The following is a 20,881-nucleotide window of genomic DNA, read 5'->3' as shown; positions in this document are numbered from 1 at the left end:
ACCATGGGCGATCCGGCGGGAATTGGCCCGGAGATCATTATTAAAGCGCTGACGGAAGGGGAGTTAAACGGCGCGCCGGCAATTGTGGTGGGGTGTCTTGAGACCTTCAGGCGCATTATGGCGCAGAGCCAGTTGCCAGCGGTTGCGCTGCGCAGCATTGAGACGGCGTCCCAGGCGCGCTTTGCGCCGGGAACCATTAACGTGCTGGATGAGCCGCTGGCCGATCCGCAGGCACTAGTACCGGGCAAAGTGCAGGCACAGGCGGGCGATCTCGCTTATCGCTGCGTGAAGCGCGCTGCCGAACTGGCGCTGGCGGGTGAGGTTCATGCCATTGCCACCGCGCCGCTGAATAAAGAGGCGCTGCACGCTGCGGGCCATCTCTATCCGGGTCATACCGAGCTGCTGGCACAGCTGACCAACAGTAAAGATTACGCCATGGTGTTGTTTACCGACCGGCTGAAAGTGATCCACGTGACGACGCATATCGCGCTGCGTAAATTTCTCGATACCCTGAATCAGCCGCGCGTAGAAACGGTGATCGGCATGGCGGATACCTTCCTGCGGCGCGTTGGCAATACGCATCCGCGTATTGCGGTGGCTGGCGTTAATCCACACGCTGGCGAGAATGGCCTGTTCGGCGATGAAGAAATTACTATCGTTGGTCCGGCGATCAAAGCGATGCAGGCGAAAGGTATCGACGCTTACGGCCCTTGTCCGCCCGATACCGTTTATCTGCAATGTTATGAAGGCCAGTACGATATGGTGGTCGCGATGTATCACGATCAGGGCCATATTCCACTTAAGCTGCTGGGCTTTTATGACGGGGTCAATATTACGGCGGGCCTGCCGTTTATTCGCACTTCGGCAGACCACGGCACCGCCTTTGATATTGCCTGGACAGGTAAAGCGAAGTCTGAGAGCATGGCCGTCTCGATTCAACTTGCGATGCAACTTGCATAGGGAAAGATGAAAGGACAAAGTCGCCTCGACCAGATTATGGATTACCTGAAGGGCCATAATCTGGTTACTGTTGATCAACTGGTGACGGCCATCTCCGCCTCGCCCGCCACTATCCGCCGCGATCTGATCAAGCTGGATCGTGAAGGGGTAATCAGCCGGACGCATGGCGGCGTAACGTTAAACCGTTTTATTCCTGAACAGCCCACGACTTCAGAAAAGATCCAGCGCAACCTGGTAGAGAAGCAGGCAATCGCCCGTGAAGCCGCTGCGTTGGTTAAAGCTGGTGATGCGGTGGTGCTGGATGCGGGCACTACCATGCTGGAGCTGGCGCGTCAGCTTACCCATCTGCCGCTGCGGGTGATCACCGCCGATCTGCATATTGCGCTGTTTCTTTCCGGCTTTCGGCAAATTGAAGTGACGATTATCGGCGGGCGTATTGATGATTCCAGCCAGTCGTGCATTGGTGAACATGGTCGTCGCCTGTTGCGCACGATTCATCCTGATATCGCTTTTGTCAGCTGTAACTCCTGGAGCCTGGAAAAGGGGATTACGACGCCAACGGAAGAGAAAGCGGGGCTGAAGCAGGATCTGCTGATTAATGCGCGTCGGCGCGTATTGCTGGCTGATAGCAGCAAATATGGTTCCTGGTCGCTCTTTTGCGTGACGCCTTTACAGGCGCTGACGGAGGTCATTACCGATGGCAGGCTTAGTGAAGAAGCGCAGGCGCAGCTAAGAGAACAGCATTTTCAACTGATGCTGGCCAACCCCTGAACGAAACGGGGCGGTAAATCCGCCCCGGCAAAGCAACGCTTTACTGCGTTTTCAGGCCAATTCCAGGAATATTGCGGCCATAGTAGATTTCACGCATTTCCTTCCACAACAGATCGGTAATCCGCTTATGTTCCTGCGGACTCAGATCTTCCGGTCGGGTGTTAAACAGGTAATGTTTGAGATCGAACTCTTTCAGCAACATCTTGGTATGAAAGATGTTTTCCTGATAAACGTTCACATCGACCATGTCATACATCGCCTTCATATCTTCCGACATAAAGTTTTGTATTGAGTTGATCTCATGATCGATAAAGTGCTTCACGCCGTTTACATCACGGGTAAAACCGCGCACGCGATAATCGACGGTAACGATGTCAGATTCCAGCTGATGGATTAGATAGTTAAGCGCCTTCAGCGGTGAAATAACGCCGCAGGTGGAGACTTCAATATCGGCGCGGAAGGTGCAGAGCCCGCCTTCGGGATGACTTTCCGGGTAGGTATGGACGCAAATATGACTTTTATCGAGGTGGGCGACCACCGAACCCGGCAGCGGGCCTGGATGCTCCGAATTATCGATATCTTTCGGATCGATCGGCTCTTCGCTGACCAGAATGGTGACGCTGGCGCCCTGCGGTTCATAATCCTGACGCGCAATATTCAGCACGTTGGCACCGATAATCGAGCAGGTCTCGGTCAGGATTTCAGTCAGGCGGTTGGCATTATATTGCTCATCGATATAGGCAATATAGCCGTCGCGCTCGGCCTCACTGTTCGCATAGCAAATGTCGTAGATACAAAAACTCAGGCTTTTCGTCAGGTTGTTGAAGCCATGTAGTTTCAGCTTTTGCAATTTAGTTCACCCCCTTATAAATGCCCGGTTGACAGCGCATTCATCAGATATTGCGGCAGAGCGAAGCTGCCCGTATGGATTGCCGGATTGTAGTAACGGCAGTTAAGGCCTGCGGACGCAAAACGCGCCTGCAATGTCGCGACGTCAAGCTGACGCAGCGCCGGATTATCACTGGCCCAGGCAAAAGTCATAATGCCGCCGTAATAGGTCGGAATCGCCGCCTGATAAAAACTGACATCGCTAAAATAATGGCCCAGCTTGCGATGACTGGTGACCGCTTCGTCCTGTTGCAGGAAGCAGACGCCATTCTGTGCCACAAAGATGCCATTTTCATTAAGGCAGCGTTTACAGCCTGCGTAGAACTCGGAGGTAAACAGGCTTTCGCCCGGTCCCACCGGATCGGTGCAGTCGGAAATGATCACATCGAACTTTTCGCTGGTCTGCGTGACGAAATTAACGCCATCGTCAATTACCAGACGGAAGCGCGGATCGTCATAGGCGCCAGCGCTGTGGTTCGGCAGATACTGACGGCAAAATTCGACCACGCCTGCGTCGATTTCTACCATTGTGATCTGCTCAAGCCCGGCGTGACGGCTCACTTCACGCAGCATGCCGCCGTCGCCGCCACCGATGATTAACACCTTTTTGGCGTTGCCGTGGGCGAGCAGCGGAACATGGGTCAGCATTTCGTGATAGATGAACTCATCGCGCTCGGTGGTTTGCACCACGCCATCCAGCGCCATGACGCGACCGAAGGCCGCATTTTCGAAGATAATCAGATCCTGATGCTCGGTTTTTTCCCGGTAGAGAACCTTATCTACCGTAAAATATTGTCCGAAGCCGGCATGAAGCGTTTCATACCAAATTTCATTTTGGGCCATGGTGGGGCTCTCCTCAGAATAGCCATGAAAATTGGGCGGCACATCATAGCTAACTCTGCCGGGGGTTGCACGGTCAAATTAGCAGCAGGAGAGCGCAGGGCGGGAGATTATTTTACGTAAGCCAGCAGGCTGAGTGAATCACGCGCCAGCGACTTACATTTTTTATCGTTCGAAACAGCAATTCCGCTTAGATCACGATAGCTCTCTTCACCTAATACTTTCATGTTGTAGCTGGCGTAGTTGCTTAAATCCCAACGGTTTTGCTGGGCGAAAAACACCAACGCCTTGCGAATCTGGGCATCAGGCAGATCCTGATAGCCGCAATCATTTTTCAGATAGACAAATACCGCGGTTAAATCCGCCAGGTCTTCCGCTTCCGACTCGCTAAGCGCGAAGCTGGTGGAGGAGAAGCCAAGAAGCCCCGACAGCAGCAGGACTTTGATGCCTTTCTTCATAATCATTCTCTAAAAATTGCAATCATCTGACGTTAGCACAGTTATCAATGGGCTTCAGGCCATTTTTACGCTTTGTTGCCGTTTGTGCTAAAAACCGGTTGATTCTGTGGTGCGCGCTCAGGCACATGACTTGACTTTGCCGTTGGGGCAGGGTTTAGGATAACGCCCCCATTGCGATAAAGGATGCCGTTATGCAGCGCCGTGACTTTCTTAAATTGACCGCCGCGTTAAGCGCGGCGGGACTGTTGCCCTTCTGGAATAGCCGGGCGCTGGCGGCCGGTCGTCCGGCGCTGCCGATCCCCGATTTGTTGACGCCAGATATTCATGGCGCGGTGCGTTTGATTGCTCAGCCGGGCGTTAGCCACTGGAACGGCAAGGCGGTAAACAGTTGGGGATATAACGGTGCGCTGCTCGGTCCGGCGATTGAGATGACGCGCGGGAAAACGCTACGCGTACAGATTGATAATCGTCTGCCGCAGGCGACCACGGTTCACTGGCACGGTCTGGAAGTGCCGGGCGAGGTGGACGGCGGCCCGCAGGCGGAGATCGCGCCTGGTGCCCGGCGCACCGTCGGCATTACGCCCGATCAGCCTGCGGCGACCTGCTGGTTCCATCCACATCAGCATGGTAAAACCGGCTATCAGGTGGCGCAGGGGCTGGCTGGCCTGGTGATCTTGCGCGACGAGGCGTCAGAGAAGCTGCTGCTGCCGAAGCAGTGGGGCGTAGATGATATTCCGGTCATTTTGCAGGATAAGCAGCTGACGCCGGACGGCAGCAAAATTGATTATCAACTGGACGTTATGCGCGCCGCAGTAGGCTGGTTTGGCGATTTAATGCTGACCAACGGCGTGCCTTATCCGCAGCAGGCGGTGCCGCGCGGTTGGCTGCGTTTGCGGCTGTTAAATGGCTGCAATGCGCGTTCACTGAATCTGGCCGCCAGCGATGGCCGACCGCTGTATGTGATCGCCAGCGATGGCGGCCTGCTGTCCGAGCCGGTAAAAGTCGAGACGCTGCTGATGCTGCCTGGCGAACGTTTTGAGGTGTTGGTGAATACTGGCGACGGCAAAGCGTTTGATCTGTTAACGCTGCCGGTAAATCAGATGGGCATGACGCTGGCACCGTTTGATGCGCCGTTGCCGCTGCTGCATATTTTGCCGCTGCGGGTGATGGCCAGCGGCACGCTGCCGGATAAGCTGGTGGATCTACCGCCGCTGCCCGCCAGTGACAATCTGCCGACGCGCTGGCTTCAACTGATGATGGATCCAGAGCTGGATCGGTTAGGAATGCTGGCGCTGCAACAGCGTTATGGCAAACAGGCGATGGCCGGACATGCCATGCCGCAGGGCACAGGCGGGCATGCGCAACATTTGGATACAGCACAAGATCACGCGATGGCGGAGATGCCACATCAGAACCATGCAGGCGCAACGATGTCGCCGCAGGCTGCTGCCGGTTACGATTTCCATAAAGGAAATAAAATCAACGGCATGGCGTTTGATATGAATAAGCCGATGTTTGCGGTGAAGCAGGGGCAGCTGGAGAAGTGGACAATTTCCGGCGAAGGCGATGCGATGCTGCATCCATTCCATATTCACGGTACACAGTTTCGCATTCTTTCTGAAAACGGTAAGCCGCCAGCGCCGCATCGGCAGGGCTGGAAGGATACGGTTCATGTAGAAGGCTGGCGCAGCGAAGTACTGGTGCGCTTTAACCATAAAGCCAGTGCGCAGCAAGCGTATATGGCGCACTGTCATCTGCTGGAACATGAAGATACCGGGATGATGTTGGGCTTTACCGTCGAATAGCGGCTACCGGTTTGCTGACGCTTGCTCGCTATATAAGGCCCGCTTAGTAAAGAGAAAATAAGCGGGCTGCAATAGCTAAAGCGGTAAAACCCTTTTTTCAGTTGTCGTTATAAGTTATTGATTTATCGATATGGAAAAGAGGGCCGGTAAAAAAGGGTTTTGAAGCATAGTTCAGGTAAAAGGTTTTACGTCCAATAAGTTAGCCTTTATTATCTACAGTTCACTGCCGTACAGGCAGCTTAGAAACCTGGAGTTCTGGAGGCTATAGCCATAATCTTAGTTCACTGCCGTACAGGCAGCTTAGAAAGGATTCGTTTTTGTGGGCATAGAGCCAGGCTAGTTCACTGCCGTACAGGCAGCTTAGAAAGATCACGCGCACTTGATCATGGAACTGATCGCGGTTTACTGCCGCACTGGCAGGTAAAGACAACCTAATCTGTATAGCCTGGGCGATAAGTCAGTTAAATTTTAATAAGACGTGTTATCAATATAATCAAACAAATTAATTATGGATTTATCTAACATAAAATATTATTTATTATTCTGCCAATCTAATTTTTTGCTTTTAAGATTCTCTTAATTATAACTGTTCATTTAACGGCGTGGCTATATTTATCGTAAAGCTAAAAATGCTGTGTTTTGAAGGCTTATATTAGCGAATCCACTATTTTTATAAAGTCACTTTGCTGGTGATAACAATAGAATGAATTGCGCTCAATAATAATGGCGAGTAGTATTGCTGCGGGTGCTTGAGGCTTTCTGCCTTAAGCATAACAAAGGCAGAAAGAGAAAAGCCCCAAGTGACTATAAAACAACTTGAGGCCCATCTTTATGCTTCGACAACATAAAGGTAGCCTCTTACGTGCCGAAAGGCAAGGAGAAGCAACCATGAAGCAGCAAAAGGCGATCCTGATCGCCGCCATCATTTTTAAAAGCCTTTGCATTACCGACAGCAATATTCATAACGGAATGACTATCATGGCGCCTTCAATAACGGTATAAATAAAACTTGCGCTAATTAAACCGTCTGGTTACCTCTGTAATGAAATCATAATTAAAGAAGTGATTTTAATGAGCAGAAAAAAAGGAATGCCTTTTTAATCTCTTATCTGTTGTCTTACTATATTGTTTTGCACAACTCTCTCCACCTTGCGGCGCCCTGCCAGCGAGGCATTGATATTTTCTCAGCATTATTAATCTTCTTTGGCGTAAAAAAAGCCTGTTATTTATTAGTAGATTTTTACCATTGGTATAAAGGTAATAATGAAAATATTAAAGGGGGAATAAATTAAAAAATATAATTTATGAATCAGTGATTTTATCAGGTAATAGCAAGGGCTACGTCTGAAACGTAGCCCTTTAATCGTTAAAAAATTGTTTATAGCCTGAAAGATTCATTTCTGCATTTCTGCATTTCTGCATTTCTGCATTTCTGCATTTCTGCATTTCTGCATTTCTGCATTTCTGCATTTCTGCATTTCTGCATTTCTGCGCTTATGCTTTTTCCAGCGCCAGCCGTAAATCCTCAATCAGATCATCGCTGTTCTCAATACCGATCGATAAACGGATTGTCGCTTCGCCAATACCGATTCGTTGTCGCACTTCCGCAGGCACGCCGGAATGCGTTGTGCTGGCCGGATGGCTGGCAAGCGATTCGGTTCCACCCAGGCTTACCGCCAGCTTAAATAGCTGGAGCATATTCAGGAAACGGAACGCTGCTTCCTGTCCGCCGCGAATATCAAACGAAAAAGTGGAGCCAGCGCCGCTGCTCTGCGCCTGAAAGGTTTTACCGGCGGCGGAAGCAGTATCAAGAAACGACAAATAGTGCAGCTTCTCAAGCTTCGGATGATCACGTAAAAAAGTCGCGACCGCTTCGGCGTTACTGTTGGCCTTTTCCATACGCAGCGACAGCGTCTCCAGCGAACGGCCCAGCATCCAGCTGGAATGCGGATCGAGCTGCGTGCCAATCGCGCTACGCAGGGCGCGCACCTGGTTCATTAATGCCTTGCTGCCCATTGCCGCGCCGGCAATCAGATCAGAATGTCCGCCTACATATTTCGTCAGGGAGTAAAGCGAAATATCGGCGCCGTGTTCCAGCGGGCGTTGAAACAGCGGGCCGAGCAGCGTGTTATCGCAGGCAATAATCGGGCGATGCCCTTGCTGTTCGCCAATTTGCTCCGCCACGCGGCGGATCAGCGCAATGTCTACCAGGCTGTTGGTCGGATTGGCGGGCGTTTCAATTAAAATCAGCGCCACACGTCCGCTCGCCGCTGCGCGGCTGGCCGCTTCCTGCACCTTCGCTTCATCAAGCCCGTCGCTAAAGCCAATCGCCGTTACGTCAAGGTTATGAAAGGTTTTGCTCAGCAGCGTTTCTGTGCCGCCGTATAGCGGCTGCGAATGTAAAATCACGTCGCCCGGACGCACAAAGGTCAGCAGCGTAGTTGAAATCGCCGACATCCCGGAGGAGAACAGCACGCTGCTTTCCGCGCGCTCATAGACGGCCAGCCGATCCTCAACGATTTCACTGTTGGGATGATTAAAGCGGGAATAGACCAGCCCGCCGGCGCGACCTTCTGGCGGCTCGCGCCGACCAGAAACATAATCAAAAAAGTCGCGACCATCTTCGGCGCTGTTAAATACAAAGGTGGAGGTTAAAAATACCGGCGGCTTAACGGCGCCTTCTGATAACGCGGGATCGTAACCGTAGTTAAGCATCTGCGTTTCCGGCTGCAGCGCGCGATTGCCGACATGGGTTTTTTTACTTGAAGTAGCGCTCATTATTTCTCCTGGCGAAAAGCCATCTGGCACTAATGAATTGAGCTTACGCTACCATAGTGATCCAGACGCTGATAAATGACTTAACGTTCTAACTTTAAAACTAAATGCATGATTAAATACGGAATAATGGACGTTTAGCAGTCCATATGTCTGGTTGGTGCATAACGCGGCGGCAGTGATGCCAGGATATTTAGCGGGCAAAATGTGGTAGACTTCGCTGCTTTCGACAGATGACGAAGCCTGAAGCTATGAAACACACCGTAGAAGTTATGATCTCCGAAGTGGAGATTCGCAATCGTATCGCCGAACTGGGTCAGCAAATCACCGAGCATTACCGCGACAGCGGTAGCGATATGGTGTTGGTCGGCCTGCTGCGCGGCTCTTTTATGTTTATGGCCGATCTGTGCCGTACCATTAACGTCTCCCACGAAGTCGATTTTATGACCGCTTCCAGCTATGGCAGCGGCATGTCCAGCACGCGCGATGTAAAAATCCTGAAAGATCTTGATGAAGACATTCGCGGTAAAGATGTGCTGATCGTGGAAGATATTATCGACTCCGGTAATACGCTGAGCAAAGTGCGGGAAATTCTGCGCCTGCGCGAGCCGAAATCGCTGGCGATCTGTACGCTGCTGGATAAGCCGTCACGCCGCGAAGTACAGGTGAATGTGGAATATGTCGGTTTCTCTATTCCTGATGAGTTCGTTGTCGGCTACGGCATTGACTATGCACAGCGCTATCGTCATCTGCCTTACATCGGCAAAGTGGTAATGCTGGAAGAGTAATTTGCGCGATTGTGCTGCCTGCGACAGCACAATCGATTAAAGATCGCCGTTACGGGAAAGGCTATGATGCCGCCGCTGATTAGCGATGGCCTTCAGGGTGATTAAGCAGGTTAGCAATACCGTGACGGTAACGCTGTTCAAGCAGCTCACGGTTGGTAGCGGTGACTTCCAGGTCGCGCAGGCAGCCATCATGGATGCCGTAAACCCAGCCGTGAATCATGACTTTCTGTCCGCGTTTCCATGCTGATTGCAGAATGGTCGAGTGGCCCAGGTTATAGACCTGCTCCATAACGTTGATTTCACAAAGCTTATCAAAGCGTTTCTCCGGCGGCAGTTCGCCGAGTAACGAGCTATGCTTGTACCACAAATCACGGATATGCAGCAGCCAGTTGTTGATCAGGCCCAGTTCCGGGTTTTCCACCGCCGCCTGTACGCCGCCGCATCCGTAGTGTCCACAAATGATGATATGTTCCACCTCCAGCACTTCTACCGCGTATTGCACCACGGAAAGGCAGTTGAGGTCGGTATGGATCACCAGGTTCGCTACGTTACGGTGAACAAACAGTTCGCCAGGCTCAAGGCCGGTCAGACGCTCAGCCGGAACGCGGCTGTCGGAGCAGCCAATCCACAGGAAGCGCGGTTTTTGCGCCAGTGCAAGGCGCTCAAAAAAGCCGGGATCTTCTTTAACCAGCAGTTTGGACCATTCACGGTTGTTGCTGATGAGTCTTTCGATTTCTTTCATAATGGTTATCAGTCTGTAACAAGCAGGAATTCGTTGCCGTACTATAGGATAAGATCTGGCAATTTTAAACGGTAAAAAATAACAGCTAACAAAACAGGGTAAGCAACTTCGCTATGACGTATGCACTGGAACTTGAAAAGCTCACCAAGACCTATCCCGGCGGCGTGCAAGCGCTAAAAGGGATCGATCTATCGGTAGAGGCGGGCGATTTTTACGCTTTGCTGGGGCCGAACGGCGCAGGCAAATCAACCACCATCGGCATTATCAGTTCGCTGGTTAACAAAAGCGACGGCCGGGTTCGCGTCTTTGGTTATGACCTGCAAAAAGATGTGGTCAACGCCAAGCGCCAGCTGGGGCTGGTACCGCAGGAATTTAACTTTAACCCCTTTGAAACCGTATTACAGATTGTGGTTAATCAGGCAGGCTATTACGGCGTTGAACGGCGCGAGGCGATGCAGCGCGCGGAAAAATATCTTACCCAGCTCGACTTGTGGAACAAGCGCAACGAGCGGGCGCGCATGCTCTCCGGCGGTATGAAGCGCCGTCTGATGATTGCACGTGCGCTGATGCACGAACCGAAGCTGCTGATCCTTGATGAGCCGACCGCAGGCGTCGATATTGAACTGCGTCGCTCCATGTGGACCTTCCTGAAAGAGCTGAATGCGCAGGGCACCACCATCATTCTTACCACGCACTATCTGGAAGAAGCGGAGATGCTCTGCCGCAATATCGGCATTATTCAAAGCGGCGAGCTGGTGGAAAACACCTCGATGAAAGGGTTGTTGTCAAAGCTGAAGTCGGAAACCTTTATTCTCGATCTGGCGGCGAAAAGTCCGCTGCCGAAGCTGGAAGGTTTTCAGTACCGGCTGCTGGATACCTCGACGCTGGAAGTTGAGGTGATGCGCGAGCAGGGGCTGAACAGCGTCTTTAGCCAACTCAGCGCGCAGGGCGTGCAGGTTCTCAGTATGCGTAATAAGGCGAATCGCCTGGAAGAGCTGTTTGTTAGTCTGGTGCAGGGAAAAACGGGAGGTCGCGCATGACGCATTTATACTGGGTTGCGCTAAAAAGCATTTGGGCCAAAGAGATTAACCGTTTCGCCCGCATCTGGATCCAGACGCTGGTGCCGCCGGTAATCACCATGACGCTCTATTTTATTATTTTCGGCAACCTGATCGGCTCGCGCATCGGCGACATGCATGGCTTCAGCTATATGCAATTTATCGTGCCGGGCCTGATTATGATGGCGGTGATCACCAACGCCTATGCCAATGTCGCTTCCTCTTTCTTTAGCGCCAAATTCCAGCGCAATATTGAAGAGCTGCTGGTGGCGCCGGTGCCGACCCATATCGTTATCGCTGGCTACGTCGGTGGTGGCGTGGCGCGCGGGATTTGCGTAGGGATTCTGGTTACGGCGGTCTCGCTGTGTTTTGTGCCGTTCCATGTGCATTCCTGGCTGATGGTGGCGGTAACGCTGCTGCTGACGGCGATTATGTTTTCACTGGCGGGCCTGCTGAACGCGGTTTTCGCGCGTACTTTTGACGACATCAGCCTGATTCCAACCTTTGTGCTGACGCCGTTAACCTATCTCGGCGGCGTCTTTTATTCGCTGACGCTGCTGCCGCCGTTCTGGCAGGCGGTATCGAAGCTGAATCCGGTGGTCTATATGATCAGCGGCTTCCGCTACGGCTTCCTCGGCATTAACGACGTGCCGCTGGTGTTTACGCTCTCGGTGCTTATCGCCTTTATCGTGGTGTTTTATATTCTTGCCTGGATGCTGATCCAGCGTGGGCGCGGCTTGCGCACCTGATTAACCTCAGGCTGTCAGCCCCTTATCGCCTCTATCCCGTTAACGCGCTCTCTGGAGCGCGTTTTTTTTTGCCTCTTCTTCAGCAGAAAGCTGCAATAAGCCTCGCAATTTGAAATAGTACATTTGTACAATTTCACCCTTTATGCCAGGCTGTCAGCAATGAAAAATAAAGGCGAACACATGGCAGAGAGAAGCTGGCGTCAGGATCCGCTGCGGCGCGAACGCATCGCGGAAGCCGCCCTGGAAGTGATTGTAAAATATGGTGTTGCCGGCACCACCTATCGCAAAGTCGCGGCGCAAGCTGCCGTGCCGCTTGGCGCGGTCAGTTACTATTTCACCAGCCTGGACGCGCTGCTTTTTGCCGCGTTTAACCAGCTTTCACTGCACATTTCCGATCGCTTTTCGGCGCTTATTGCGCAGGCCGACACGCAGCAGGAAGCGATCGACGCGGTGGTGGCGATTATTTTCGGCAATGCCACCTCATCGTCGCGCACTTTATTGCTGAGCTATGAGCTTTACGCATTCGCCAGCCGTCATCCGCCGTTGCAACCGGTGATGCTGGAATGGATGACGCGCAGCCGCAGCGCGCTGGAGCGCCATTTTTCTCCGGCGGCGGCGGTAGCCATCGATGCGTTTATTGAAGGCATGATGATCCATCGTTCAGTGATGCCGGTGGCGCCTGAACAGGTAGCGAATGCCATCCGACAGCTGGCCAGTCTGTAATACCCGCCTGGCTGGCCTCGCAATCTGGTGAAATGGAGGGAAGATGACGGAAGCAGAAAAAGCGTTGGCAGGGCTGCTCTACGATGCCAATTACGATCCGGCGCTTATCGCCGAGCGCGGCGAAGTGAAATATCGGCTGCAAATCTATAACAACACCGATCCGCGCGAGTTAGCGCAGCGGGAGACGCAAATCAAAGCGCTGCTGGGGAAAACCGGCAAACAAATTTTGATTGAACAGCCGTTCTACTGCGACTACGGGCGCAACATTGAAGTTGGCGAAAACTTTTACGCCAACGTCAATCTGGTGATCCTCGACTGCGGTAAGGTCACGATCGGCGATAACGTGTTTATCGCGCCCTGCGTTGGCATCCATACTGCCGGGCATCCGCTGGACGTGAAGCAACGTAATCAGGGGCTGGAATATGCGCGTCCGGTCACTATCGGCAATAACGTCTGGATTGGCGCGGGCGTGCAAATATTGCCTGGCGTCTCCATCGGCGACAACAGCGTCATCGGCGCCGGCAGCGTGGTAACAAAAAGCGTGCCGGAGAATGTGGTGGCGGCGGGTAATCCGTGCCGGATATTAAAGACGCTTTAACCACTCTTATCAAAGAGGTGCGCTATGTCGCCGTTTCACTGGATTAACCCGCCCGCCATCTGGCGCGAAGCAAATCAACAGCTCTCCGTGGTCACTGACCAGGGCACCGATTTCTGGCGCGAAACCTGGTACGGCTTTACCCGCTTCAGCGGTCACTTTTATGGCCGCGAGACAGAAGGGGACTTTACCTTTCAGGCGCGTATTCGCGCCAATTTCCATACGCTGTACGATCAGGCGGGCATCATGCTGCTGGCCGATGAACAGCACTGGCTCAAGGCGGGGATTGAATATAACGACGGTCAGCCCGCTATCGGCAGCGTACTGACGCAGGGCGGCTCCGACTGGGCCACCGGCCCGTTTAACGGCGACGCGCGCGATTTCTGGATGCGCCTGACCCGACGCGGCGATGCGCTGCGGCTGCAATACTCGGCCGACGGCGAGACCTGGCCGCTGCTGCGCCTGTGCCGCTTCGTCGCGGCGCAACCCTGTCGGGTCGGCGTCATGTGCTGCACGCCAGAGCGCGCCGGACTGGAGGTTAACTTCAGCGAAATAAGCCTGACGCCGCCGAATGGCAAGGCGCTGCATGATTTAAGTTAACGGCGCAAAGCGAAGGGAAAGCGTATCAAGCGACAAGGGAACCGCGGCGGGCCTGGAGCAAAAAGCGGCGGGACAAGGCTGTCCCGCCAGAAAATCAGGCTACCTGTACCGGTACGGCTTTTGCCAGGCGTTTCATCTGATTATCACCTTCGAAATAGGCGACTTTTGGCTGCCACTGTCGCGCTTCTTCATCCGGCATCTGCACATAGGAACAGATAATCAAAATATCGCCTTCGCAGGCGCAGCGGGCGGCTGCGCCGTTGACGGAGATAATTTTCGAACCGCGTTCAGCCGCAATGGCGTAGGTCGAAAAACGCTGACCGTTGGTGACGTTATAAATATCGATCGCCTCGTACTGAAGAATGCCGGAAGCGTCGAGGAAGTCCTGGTCGATGGCGCAGGAACCTTCGTAATGCAAGTCAGCCTGAGTAACCTTCACCCGATGCAGCTTGCCTTGCAGCATAGTGCGTACCATATCTTTGTTACCTTGTTCTGCAACGACTCAAAAGATGAGCGACAGTATTCATGGATCGCTGACGCTTGTCTACTGGGTCAAATCAACCGTCTGATTATCGATCAGGCGGGCTTTTCCCAGCCAGGCGGCCATCAAAATAACTGCTTGTTTACTTTCCACATTTAGCGGCAGCAACGTTTCGGCATCGCAAATAGCCAGGCCGTCGGGCGTTAATCCTTTATCGCGCAGCTCCGCTTCGGCGCTTTCGATAATCTCTTCCACGTGACGCTCGCCGTTGGCCAGCTTATCGGCCATTACTTTCATTACCTGGCTCAGCCCTGGCGCCAGTTTGCGCTCCTCGGCGGTCAGATAGCCGTTGCGCGAGCTGAGCGCCAGGCCATCTTTCGCGCGCACCGTCGGCACGCCGACAATATCGATGTCGTAACCCATATCGGCGACCATCTTGCGGATCAGCGCTAACTGCTGATAATCCTTTTCGCCAAAGCAGGCGAGATCGGGCTGCACCAGGTTAAACAGTTTGCTGACGATGGTGGAGACGCCGCGGAAATGGCCGGGACGGCTGGCGCCTTCCAGCAGCGACGAGAGACCGGGCACTTCCACAAAGGTCTGCGTATCCAGACCTTGCGGATAAACGTCGGCAGGCGCTGGCGCAAAGACCAAATCGACGCTGCGGCGATTCAGTTTCTCGCAATCTTCCTGTAGCGTGCGTGGATAGCGCGCCAGATCGTCGGCGCGGTCGAACTGCATCGGGTTAACGAAGATGCTGACCACCACAATATCGGCGCGCTCGCGGGCTTCATCCACCAGCGTCATATGACCTTCATGCAGGTTGCCCATGGTCGGCACCAGCGCGATACGTTTACCTTCCTGACGCCAGCGCCGGATTTCACGGCGCAGCATCGGCAGCGTTTCGATAATCAACACGGACTTTCTCCTGTTCACTGGAAACTATGCTCGGCGGCGGGGTAGCTTGCCTCTTCCACTTCCTGAATATACTGGCGCACGGCGGCACGAATATCACCGGTTTCGGCAAGGAAATTTTTGGCAAATTTAGGAATATGGCCGCCGGTAATGCCAAAGGCGTCGTGCATTACCAGAATCTGACCGTCGGTGACGTTGCCCGCGCCGATGCCGATAACCGGAATGTTCAGCGCTTCGGTAACGCGCTGTGCCAGTGCGACCGGCACGCACTCCAAAACCATCAACTGCGCGCCGGCGGCTTCCAGCGCCAGCGCGTCGGCAAGCAGGCGCTCGGCGCTGTCGCTGTCGCGCCCTTGTACTTTATAGCCGCCAAAAATATTAACCGACTGCGGCGTTAAGCCCAGATGGCCGCAAACCGGCACGGCGCGCTCGGTCAGCATGCGCACGGTTTCCACCAGCCAGGCGCCGCCTTCCAGCTTCACCATATTGGCGCCCGCGCGCATCAGCTGGCCCGCACTATCGAACGTCTGCTGCGGCGTGGCGTAACTCATAAACGGCAGATCGGCGAGCAGCAGGGAATGCGGCGCGCCGCGGCGAACCGCTGCGGTGTGGTAAGCGATATCCTCTACCGTGACCGGCAGCGTAGATTCATGGCCCTGAACCGTCATACCCAGCGAATCGCCCACCAGCATCACCTGAATGCCTTCGTCGGCAAACAGACGGGCAAAGCTAAAGTCATAGGCGGTAATCGAGGCGAATTTTTTCCCTGCCTGCTTCAACTGACGCAGGTGCGAAATGGTAGTAGGCTTCATGGCGTTCTCAACGTCTGATTTCTGGTTGGCGCAGTGTAAATGATCGGGACGTTCAGAGAAATGGCTTATCGCAGCGGCAGCATTCTGAGAAGAACGCCGCCGGATTTACCAGGGAAGAATAGCGCTGCAGTCAAGCTGGCGGGCAATATCAGCGAGATAGCGGCCATCGGGCAACCGGGCCTGTGGCGCGAGTTCCAGCAGTGGCACCAGCATAAAGGCGCGGTTCAGCATATCGTAATGGGGCACCGTCAGGCGTGCGGTGTTCAGCACCTGTTCGCCGAACAGCATAATATCCAGATCCAGCGTGCGCGGTCCCCAGCGTTCCGCTTTGCGCACGCGCCCCTGTTCCAGCTCAATACGTTGGGTATGATCGAGCAGCGCCTCCGGCGTCAGCTGCGTATCCAGCGCGACGGCGGCGTTAAGATAATCGGGCTGATCGGGCGGGCCGTAAGGCGGCGTACGATAAAAAGAGGAAACCGCCACCCGCTGCGTTTGCGGAATGGCGTTAAGCGCATCAAGCGCATTACGCACCTGATGCAGCGGATCGGCCAGATTACTACCTAAGGCAAGGTAAACGCGGTTCATGCGTTGCTGCTGTTCTCACGACGCGGCGCGGCCGGGCGCTTGCGCGGACGACGCTGACGGCGCCGCGGCGCCGGATCGTCGCCAAGATTTCTCAGCATATGATTCTGCTGCGGCGGCGCGGCGGCCTGGAATTCGCCCCACCAGTTCGCCAGACGCTGCAGCTCTGGGTTGTTTTCCACTTCGGCGCGCAGCGCCAGCAGATCGTAAGCGGCGCGGAATTTTGGATGCTCCATCAGCTTAAGCGCCCGCTTGCCGTGACGACGCGACATGCGCAACTGTAGCTGCCAGATATCGCGCACCAGCGTGGTGATGCGTTTCGGAATCGCCAGCGAACGGCAGGCTTCATCCAGTACGTCATTCATCGCCAGCGCGAATGCGTCGTAGTAGGCGAGGCCGCTTTCCTGCGCGATACGCTGCGCATTCTCCAGTTGCGGATACCAGAACATCGCAGCGAACAGGAAGGCCGGATTGACCCGCATCTGATTATGAATGCGGGTATCGGTATTTTTCAGCACTTGCGCCAGCATCCGTTCCATCTGGCTGTCGCTGTGTTCGGTAAAGCCACGACTCAGGATCGGGAACAGCGGCTGGAACAGCTGGTATTCGCGCAGTAACAAATAGGTTTTGTAACCGTAGCCCGCCTGCAGCAGCTTCAGCGCTTCCTCAAACAGGCGCGCCGGGGGAATATCGTTTAACAACGTGGCGAGGCGCGGGATCGGCTCTGCGGTGGTTTCCGCAATGGTCATATCCAGCTTGGCGGCAAAGCGCACCACACGCAGCATCCTGACCGGATCTTCGCGATAGCGCGTTTCAGGATCGCCGATCAGGCGGATAATGCCCTGCTGCAAATCCTGCAGGCCGCCGACGTAATCGCGTACGGTAAAATCGGCGACGCTGTAATAGAGGCTGTTGATGGTGAGATCGCGGCGCTGGGCGTCATCTTCGATGGTGCCGAAAATGTTGTCGCGCAGCAGCATGCCGTTCTGGCCGCGCTGGGCGTTAGCATCTTCTTCTGCCTGATGGTGCCCACGAAACGTGGCGACTTCGATCACTTCCGGGCCGAACATCACATGAGCCAGACGGAAACGACGGCCAACCAGACGGCAGTTGCGGAACAACTTACGCATCTGTTCCGGCGTTGCGTTGGTGGTCACATCAAAATCTTTCGGCGCTTTACCCAGCAGCAGGTCACGGACACCACCGCCCACCAGATAAGCCTCATAGCCTGCTTTATTCAGGCGATAAAGGACTTTAAGGGCGTTTTCGCTAATGTCTTTGCGCGAGATGTTGTGACTTTCACGAGGGATGACGGTCATCTGCACGTCGTCTTCCTCAACCTCTGCCGGCACCGCGTCTTCACGACTCAGAACTTTACGGCAAAAATTAGCTACTCGGGTAAAAATAGGACACCTCGATAATGACGATAATTCGGTGGTAAAATCAGCGGCTAATCATAGCCTGTTGCGAACCATTTGAGAATGGTGTTGTCGTTTCAATGGCTGCCAGCGCGTTATCGCGCGGCATTTTTGCCAAATCCCACTCGGCAACGGCCTGCGCTAACAGCTCTGTTGTAGTGATATCCTGCCAGTTTTCCGGCGTGCTTTGCCCCAGAAAACGCAGCGCCTGTATCAGCACTGGACGCGGATCGCCGTTCGGCAGCGCGGGCGCATGATTCTGCTTTGAGAGCTTATTGCCGTCGTGGTTAAGCACCAGCGGCAGATGCAGGTAGGCGGGTTCTTGCCAGCCCAGCTGGCGCCAGAGCGCGATTTGGCGCACCGTCGGCGCGATCAAATCCGCGCCGCGCACAATTTCCGTTACGCCCTGAAAGTGATCGTCAACCACCACCGCCAGGTTATAGGCAAACAGCCCGTCGCGGCGATGGATAATAAAATCCTCTTCCGCCAGCGCTTTATCAACGCGCACGTCGCCGCGCAAAAGATCGTGAAACTGATACACCGGTTCGCGCTGACGCAGACGCAGCGCCGCCTGCTGCGGCCCCAGATGCAAATCGCGACAGTGGCCATCATAAAAACCGCCAAGCTGCTGGATTCGGCTGCGGGTACAGGTGCAGTAATAGCTTTGCCGATGCTCGCGCAGCCAGGCCAGCGCTTCGCGGTAGGCTTCATGACGCTGCGACTGCCACAGCACATCGCCGTCCCAATAGAGGCCGTAATGTTCCAGCTGAGACAGAATGGTATTGGCAGCGCCGGGAACTTCACGCGGCGGATCGATATCTTCGATGCGCACCAGCCAGCGGCCGCCCTGCGCGCGGGCATGCAGCCAGCTGCCAAGCGCGGCAATTAGCGAGCCGAAGTGAAGTTCACCAGAAGGGGAGGGAGCAAAACGTCCGATACAGGGAGACATAACCGCTTTCACGCAATAACAGCGGGACGGGAAGAACCCGCGCCCGCTGCATGTCACGTGCCGTTAGCCGGCCATCTGTTTTTCGCGGATTTCCGCCAGCGTTTTACAATCGATGCAAAGATCGGCGGTTGGACGCGCTTCAAGGCGACGGATACCGATTTCAACGCCACAGGATTCACAGTAGCCGAAATCGTCGTCTTCTACCTTTTTCAGGGTCTTCTCGATCTTTTTGATCAGTTTACGCTCGCGATCGCGGTTACGCAGTTCAAGGCTGAACTCTTCTTCCTGGGCGGCACGGTCGACCGGATCCGGGAAGTTCGCTGCTTCGTCCTGCATATGAGATACCGTACGATCTACTTCATCCCTGAGTTGATTACGCCACGCTTCGAGAATCTTCCTGAAGTGCGACAGCTGGGCTTCGTTCATATACTCTTCGCCCGGCTTCTCCTGGTACGGCTCCACCCCAGCGATGGCGAGAATACTCAGGGACGATGTTTTACGGTTTTGCCCTTCTTGCATGTTGTTTCTCCTGGATAACACGCACTATCGATCCCCAGTGGGGAAAAAAACAGGCCGCTATAAATAACAGAAGCAGTCAAGGTTGGCAATTATTCCTGAACATGCCTTGACAAGCCTGTGAGGAACAGCGTATTTAGCGCGACGCTACTTTCTATCACAGCAAATCGCACTAAATATTACAACGCCAGGTTTATCTGCTGATTCAGCCACATGCCTGCCGGTGATAACTGCGCCTTATAACAGAGGATTTCCACCCCGCTCTGTTGTGCCTGTGCCAGTTGTTCTGCGTAACGTGCGTCGATATGACGCGCGGGGGAAACGTCCTCAATCCCCGAGTGCAAAACAGTAAATAACATAACCGCGCGTTCGCCCCGTTGAGCGATGCTGGCCAGTTCGCGCAGGTGCTTTTGGCCGCGCACGGTCACCGCATCCGGAAAGTACCCTTTACCCTGCTGTAACAGCGTTACGGATTTCACTTCAATATAGCACTCAGGCCTGTTATGCGCCTGAAGCAGAAAATCGATACGGCTACGTTCTGCACCGTATTTCACTTCAGCACGCAGATTCTCGTAACCAGATAATTCCGTAATCGCATTGACCGCCAGCGCCTCGCGCACCAGCTGGTTCGCGCGCAGGGTATTAACGCAGATGATATGACCATCCTGCGTCTCGGTGAGTTCCCAGCTGTGGGGATATTTGCGCGTCAGGCTGGCGGAAGTGGAGTACCAGACGGTATCACCAGGCGTAGCGCAACCGGTCATCGCGCCGGTATTGGCGCAGTGCAGGGTAAAGGTCTCGCCATCCGGCGTTACCACATCGGCCAGAAAGCGTTTGTAGCGGCTTATCAGGCGCGCCGGACGCAGCGCTGGTTCAAATTTCATTCATTCTCCTGTAGCGGCCAGCTTTGCAGCGCGCGATAGCGGGTTCGTCCCTGCGTAAATACCGACTGATATAAAGAAAAATGGTCGACGGTAAATTGCCAGTGAAAATTGCGCGGCGGCAGGGCAACCGGACGGGTGGCGTTACGCAGCAGCGTGATATGCGGATGGAACGGCTGCGGGCTTTGATAACAGCCGCTGCGCGCTGCCTGAGATCGCAGCATCTCCGCCAGCTGCAGCAGACCGCGCGGTGCCTGACGACAGCCGAGCCAGACCACGCCGGGACGCGGCCAGTGGCCTGCGTCGTCCAGGTCGAGCGTGAACGGGCGCTGACGAATACGTCCGGCCAGCCGCTGTAGCCCCTGCGCCTTCTCATCGCTGATTTCGCCCAGGAATGCCAGCGTAATATGCAGGCTGGCGGCGACAACCGGACGGCCAGCATCTTCAGGAAACTGTTCGGCGCGCCAGCGGACCAGCTGCTGTTGTAAGGACGCCGGGAGTCCGATGCCGAAAAAAAGACGGCCTGCGCTCATAAATTGCCTCCGGTAAACCGTGTCCGGTACAGATAAGGAGCG

General features: G+C 54.4%; 23 protein-coding genes and 1 CRISPR repeat array. Of the genes, 9 read left to right on the top strand and 14 right to left on the bottom strand.

Annotated features, from left to right (window positions below):
* Positions 1–3: 3 nt before the first annotated feature.
* On the top strand, positions 4–960 hold the full coding sequence (locus P3C52_RS07045; RefSeq protein ID WP_275554462.1) for a D-threonate 4-phosphate dehydrogenase: 957 nt from the start codon (positions 4–6) through the stop codon (positions 958–960).
* A 6-nt stretch (positions 961–966) separates the two neighbouring features.
* On the top strand, positions 967–1,731 hold the full coding sequence (locus P3C52_RS07040; protein ID WP_275554450.1) for a DeoR/GlpR family DNA-binding transcription regulator: 765 nt from the start codon (positions 967–969) through the stop codon (positions 1,729–1,731).
* A 40-nt stretch (positions 1,732–1,771) separates the two neighbouring features.
* Here P3C52_RS07040 and speD read toward each other — a convergent pair whose 3' ends face one another.
* The 3 genes from speD to P3C52_RS07025 all read right to left on the bottom strand — a co-directional run bounded on the left by speD (position 1,772) and on the right by P3C52_RS07025 (position 3,917).
* A complete protein-coding gene (gene speD / locus P3C52_RS07035) occupies positions 1,772–2,581 on the bottom strand; it encodes an adenosylmethionine decarboxylase (RefSeq protein ID WP_275554449.1) in 810 nt (269 codons plus the stop codon).
* 14 nt (positions 2,582–2,595) lie between these two features.
* Positions 2,596–3,462, bottom strand: a complete 867-nt coding sequence (gene speE / locus P3C52_RS07030; protein WP_275554448.1) for a polyamine aminopropyltransferase — start codon at positions 3,460–3,462, stop codon at positions 2,596–2,598.
* A gap of 107 nt (positions 3,463–3,569) precedes the next feature.
* Complete coding sequence (locus P3C52_RS07025) at positions 3,570–3,917, bottom strand: YacC family pilotin-like protein (RefSeq protein ID WP_275554447.1); 348 nt, start codon at positions 3,915–3,917, stop codon at positions 3,570–3,572.
* A 191-nt stretch (positions 3,918–4,108) separates the two neighbouring features.
* On the opposite strand from P3C52_RS07025, the gene cueO reads away from it, so the two are divergent.
* Positions 4,109–5,722, top strand: a complete 1,614-nt coding sequence (cueO, locus tag P3C52_RS07020; protein WP_275554446.1) for a multicopper oxidase CueO — start codon at positions 4,109–4,111, stop codon at positions 5,720–5,722.
* Between the two features lie 216 nt (positions 5,723–5,938).
* Positions 5,939–6,090: a CRISPR direct-repeat array (repeat unit 29 nt; unit sequence AGTTCACTGCCGTACAGGCAGCTTAGAAA).
* A gap of 1,126 nt (positions 6,091–7,216) precedes the next feature.
* Here the strand turns inward: cueO and P3C52_RS07015 are convergent.
* Positions 7,217–8,500 (bottom strand): cystathionine gamma-synthase family protein, encoded by a 1,284-nt coding sequence (locus tag P3C52_RS07015; protein WP_275554445.1) that lies wholly within the window; start codon positions 8,498–8,500, stop codon positions 7,217–7,219.
* Positions 8,501–8,748: 248 nt separating this feature from the next.
* Here P3C52_RS07015 and hpt point away from each other — a divergent pair, with 248 nt between their 5' ends.
* Positions 8,749–9,285, top strand: a complete 537-nt coding sequence (gene hpt / locus P3C52_RS07010; RefSeq protein WP_275554444.1) for a hypoxanthine phosphoribosyltransferase — start codon at positions 8,749–8,751, stop codon at positions 9,283–9,285.
* Between the two features lie 79 nt (positions 9,286–9,364).
* Here hpt and can read toward each other — a convergent pair whose 3' ends face one another.
* Entirely contained in the window at positions 9,365–10,027 is a 663-nt protein-coding gene (gene can, locus P3C52_RS07005) for a carbonate dehydratase (protein ID WP_275554443.1), read from the bottom strand.
* Positions 10,028–10,140: 113 nt separating this feature from the next.
* Here can and P3C52_RS07000 point away from each other — a divergent pair, with 113 nt between their 5' ends.
* The 5 genes from P3C52_RS07000 to P3C52_RS06980 all read left to right on the top strand — a co-directional run bounded on the left by P3C52_RS07000 (position 10,141) and on the right by P3C52_RS06980 (position 13,752).
* The gene (locus tag P3C52_RS07000) at positions 10,141–11,067 is read left to right on the top strand and encodes an ABC transporter ATP-binding protein (RefSeq protein ID WP_275554442.1); all 927 of its coding nucleotides are present in this window, start codon (positions 10,141–10,143) and stop codon (positions 11,065–11,067) included.
* Complete coding sequence (locus P3C52_RS06995) at positions 11,064–11,834, top strand: ABC transporter permease (RefSeq protein WP_275554441.1); 771 nt, start codon at positions 11,064–11,066, stop codon at positions 11,832–11,834. Before P3C52_RS07000 ends, P3C52_RS06995 begins: the two co-directional genes overlap by 4 nt.
* Positions 11,835–12,014: 180 nt before the next feature.
* Positions 12,015–12,557 (top strand): TetR family transcriptional regulator, encoded by a 543-nt coding sequence (locus P3C52_RS06990; protein ID WP_275554440.1) that lies wholly within the window; start codon positions 12,015–12,017, stop codon positions 12,555–12,557.
* 43 nt (positions 12,558–12,600) lie between these two features.
* Positions 12,601–13,155 (top strand): sugar O-acetyltransferase, encoded by a 555-nt coding sequence (locus P3C52_RS06985; RefSeq protein ID WP_275554439.1) that lies wholly within the window; start codon positions 12,601–12,603, stop codon positions 13,153–13,155.
* A 24-nt stretch (positions 13,156–13,179) separates the two neighbouring features.
* Positions 13,180–13,752, top strand: coding sequence for a DUF1349 domain-containing protein (locus P3C52_RS06980; RefSeq protein WP_275554438.1), 573 nt, complete (start codon positions 13,180–13,182; stop codon positions 13,750–13,752).
* Positions 13,753–13,846: 94 nt separating this feature from the next.
* Here the strand turns inward: P3C52_RS06980 and panD are convergent, their stop codons facing one another.
* The 9 genes from panD to thpR form a co-directional block, all read right to left on the bottom strand.
* Complete coding sequence (panD, locus tag P3C52_RS06975; RefSeq protein ID WP_038628123.1) at positions 13,847–14,227, bottom strand: aspartate 1-decarboxylase; 381 nt, start codon at positions 14,225–14,227, stop codon at positions 13,847–13,849.
* 69 nt (positions 14,228–14,296) lie between these two features.
* Positions 14,297–15,151: a pantoate--beta-alanine ligase gene (gene panC, locus P3C52_RS06970; protein ID WP_275554437.1), complete on the bottom strand. Its 855-nt coding sequence runs from the start codon at positions 15,149–15,151 to the stop codon at positions 14,297–14,299.
* Between the two features lie 14 nt (positions 15,152–15,165).
* A complete protein-coding gene (panB, locus tag P3C52_RS06965) occupies positions 15,166–15,960 on the bottom strand; it encodes a 3-methyl-2-oxobutanoate hydroxymethyltransferase (RefSeq protein ID WP_275554436.1) in 795 nt (264 codons plus the stop codon).
* Between the two features lie 105 nt (positions 15,961–16,065).
* Complete coding sequence (folK, locus tag P3C52_RS06960) at positions 16,066–16,545, bottom strand: 2-amino-4-hydroxy-6-hydroxymethyldihydropteridine diphosphokinase (protein WP_275554435.1); 480 nt, start codon at positions 16,543–16,545, stop codon at positions 16,066–16,068.
* The gene (gene pcnB, locus P3C52_RS06955) at positions 16,542–17,948 is read right to left on the bottom strand and encodes a polynucleotide adenylyltransferase PcnB (RefSeq protein ID WP_275554461.1); all 1,407 of its coding nucleotides are present in this window, start codon (positions 17,946–17,948) and stop codon (positions 16,542–16,544) included. The genes folK and pcnB overlap by 4 nt, the downstream gene beginning before the upstream one ends.
* A 37-nt stretch (positions 17,949–17,985) precedes the next feature.
* Positions 17,986–18,909, bottom strand: coding sequence for a tRNA glutamyl-Q(34) synthetase GluQRS (gene gluQRS, locus P3C52_RS06950; protein WP_275554434.1), 924 nt, complete (start codon positions 18,907–18,909; stop codon positions 17,986–17,988).
* Between the two features lie 63 nt (positions 18,910–18,972).
* Positions 18,973–19,428, bottom strand: a complete 456-nt coding sequence (gene dksA, locus P3C52_RS06945; protein ID WP_013507920.1) for an RNA polymerase-binding protein DksA — start codon at positions 19,426–19,428, stop codon at positions 18,973–18,975.
* 176 nt (positions 19,429–19,604) lie between these two features.
* Positions 19,605–20,309, bottom strand: coding sequence for a DNA/RNA nuclease SfsA (gene sfsA / locus P3C52_RS06940; protein WP_275554433.1), 705 nt, complete (start codon positions 20,307–20,309; stop codon positions 19,605–19,607).
* Positions 20,306–20,839: an RNA 2',3'-cyclic phosphodiesterase gene (gene thpR, locus P3C52_RS06935; RefSeq protein WP_275554432.1), complete on the bottom strand. Its 534-nt coding sequence runs from the start codon at positions 20,837–20,839 to the stop codon at positions 20,306–20,308. Before thpR ends, sfsA begins: the two co-directional genes overlap by 4 nt.
* Between the last annotated feature and the right edge of the window lie 42 nt (positions 20,840–20,881).

This window comes from Mixta sp. Marseille-Q2659, assembly GCF_940807255.1.
Lineage (GTDB): Bacteria > Pseudomonadota > Gammaproteobacteria > Enterobacterales > Enterobacteriaceae > Mixta.
Note: the sequence above shows the minus strand (reverse complement) of the source record. Positions and strands in the feature narration are given on the sequence as shown.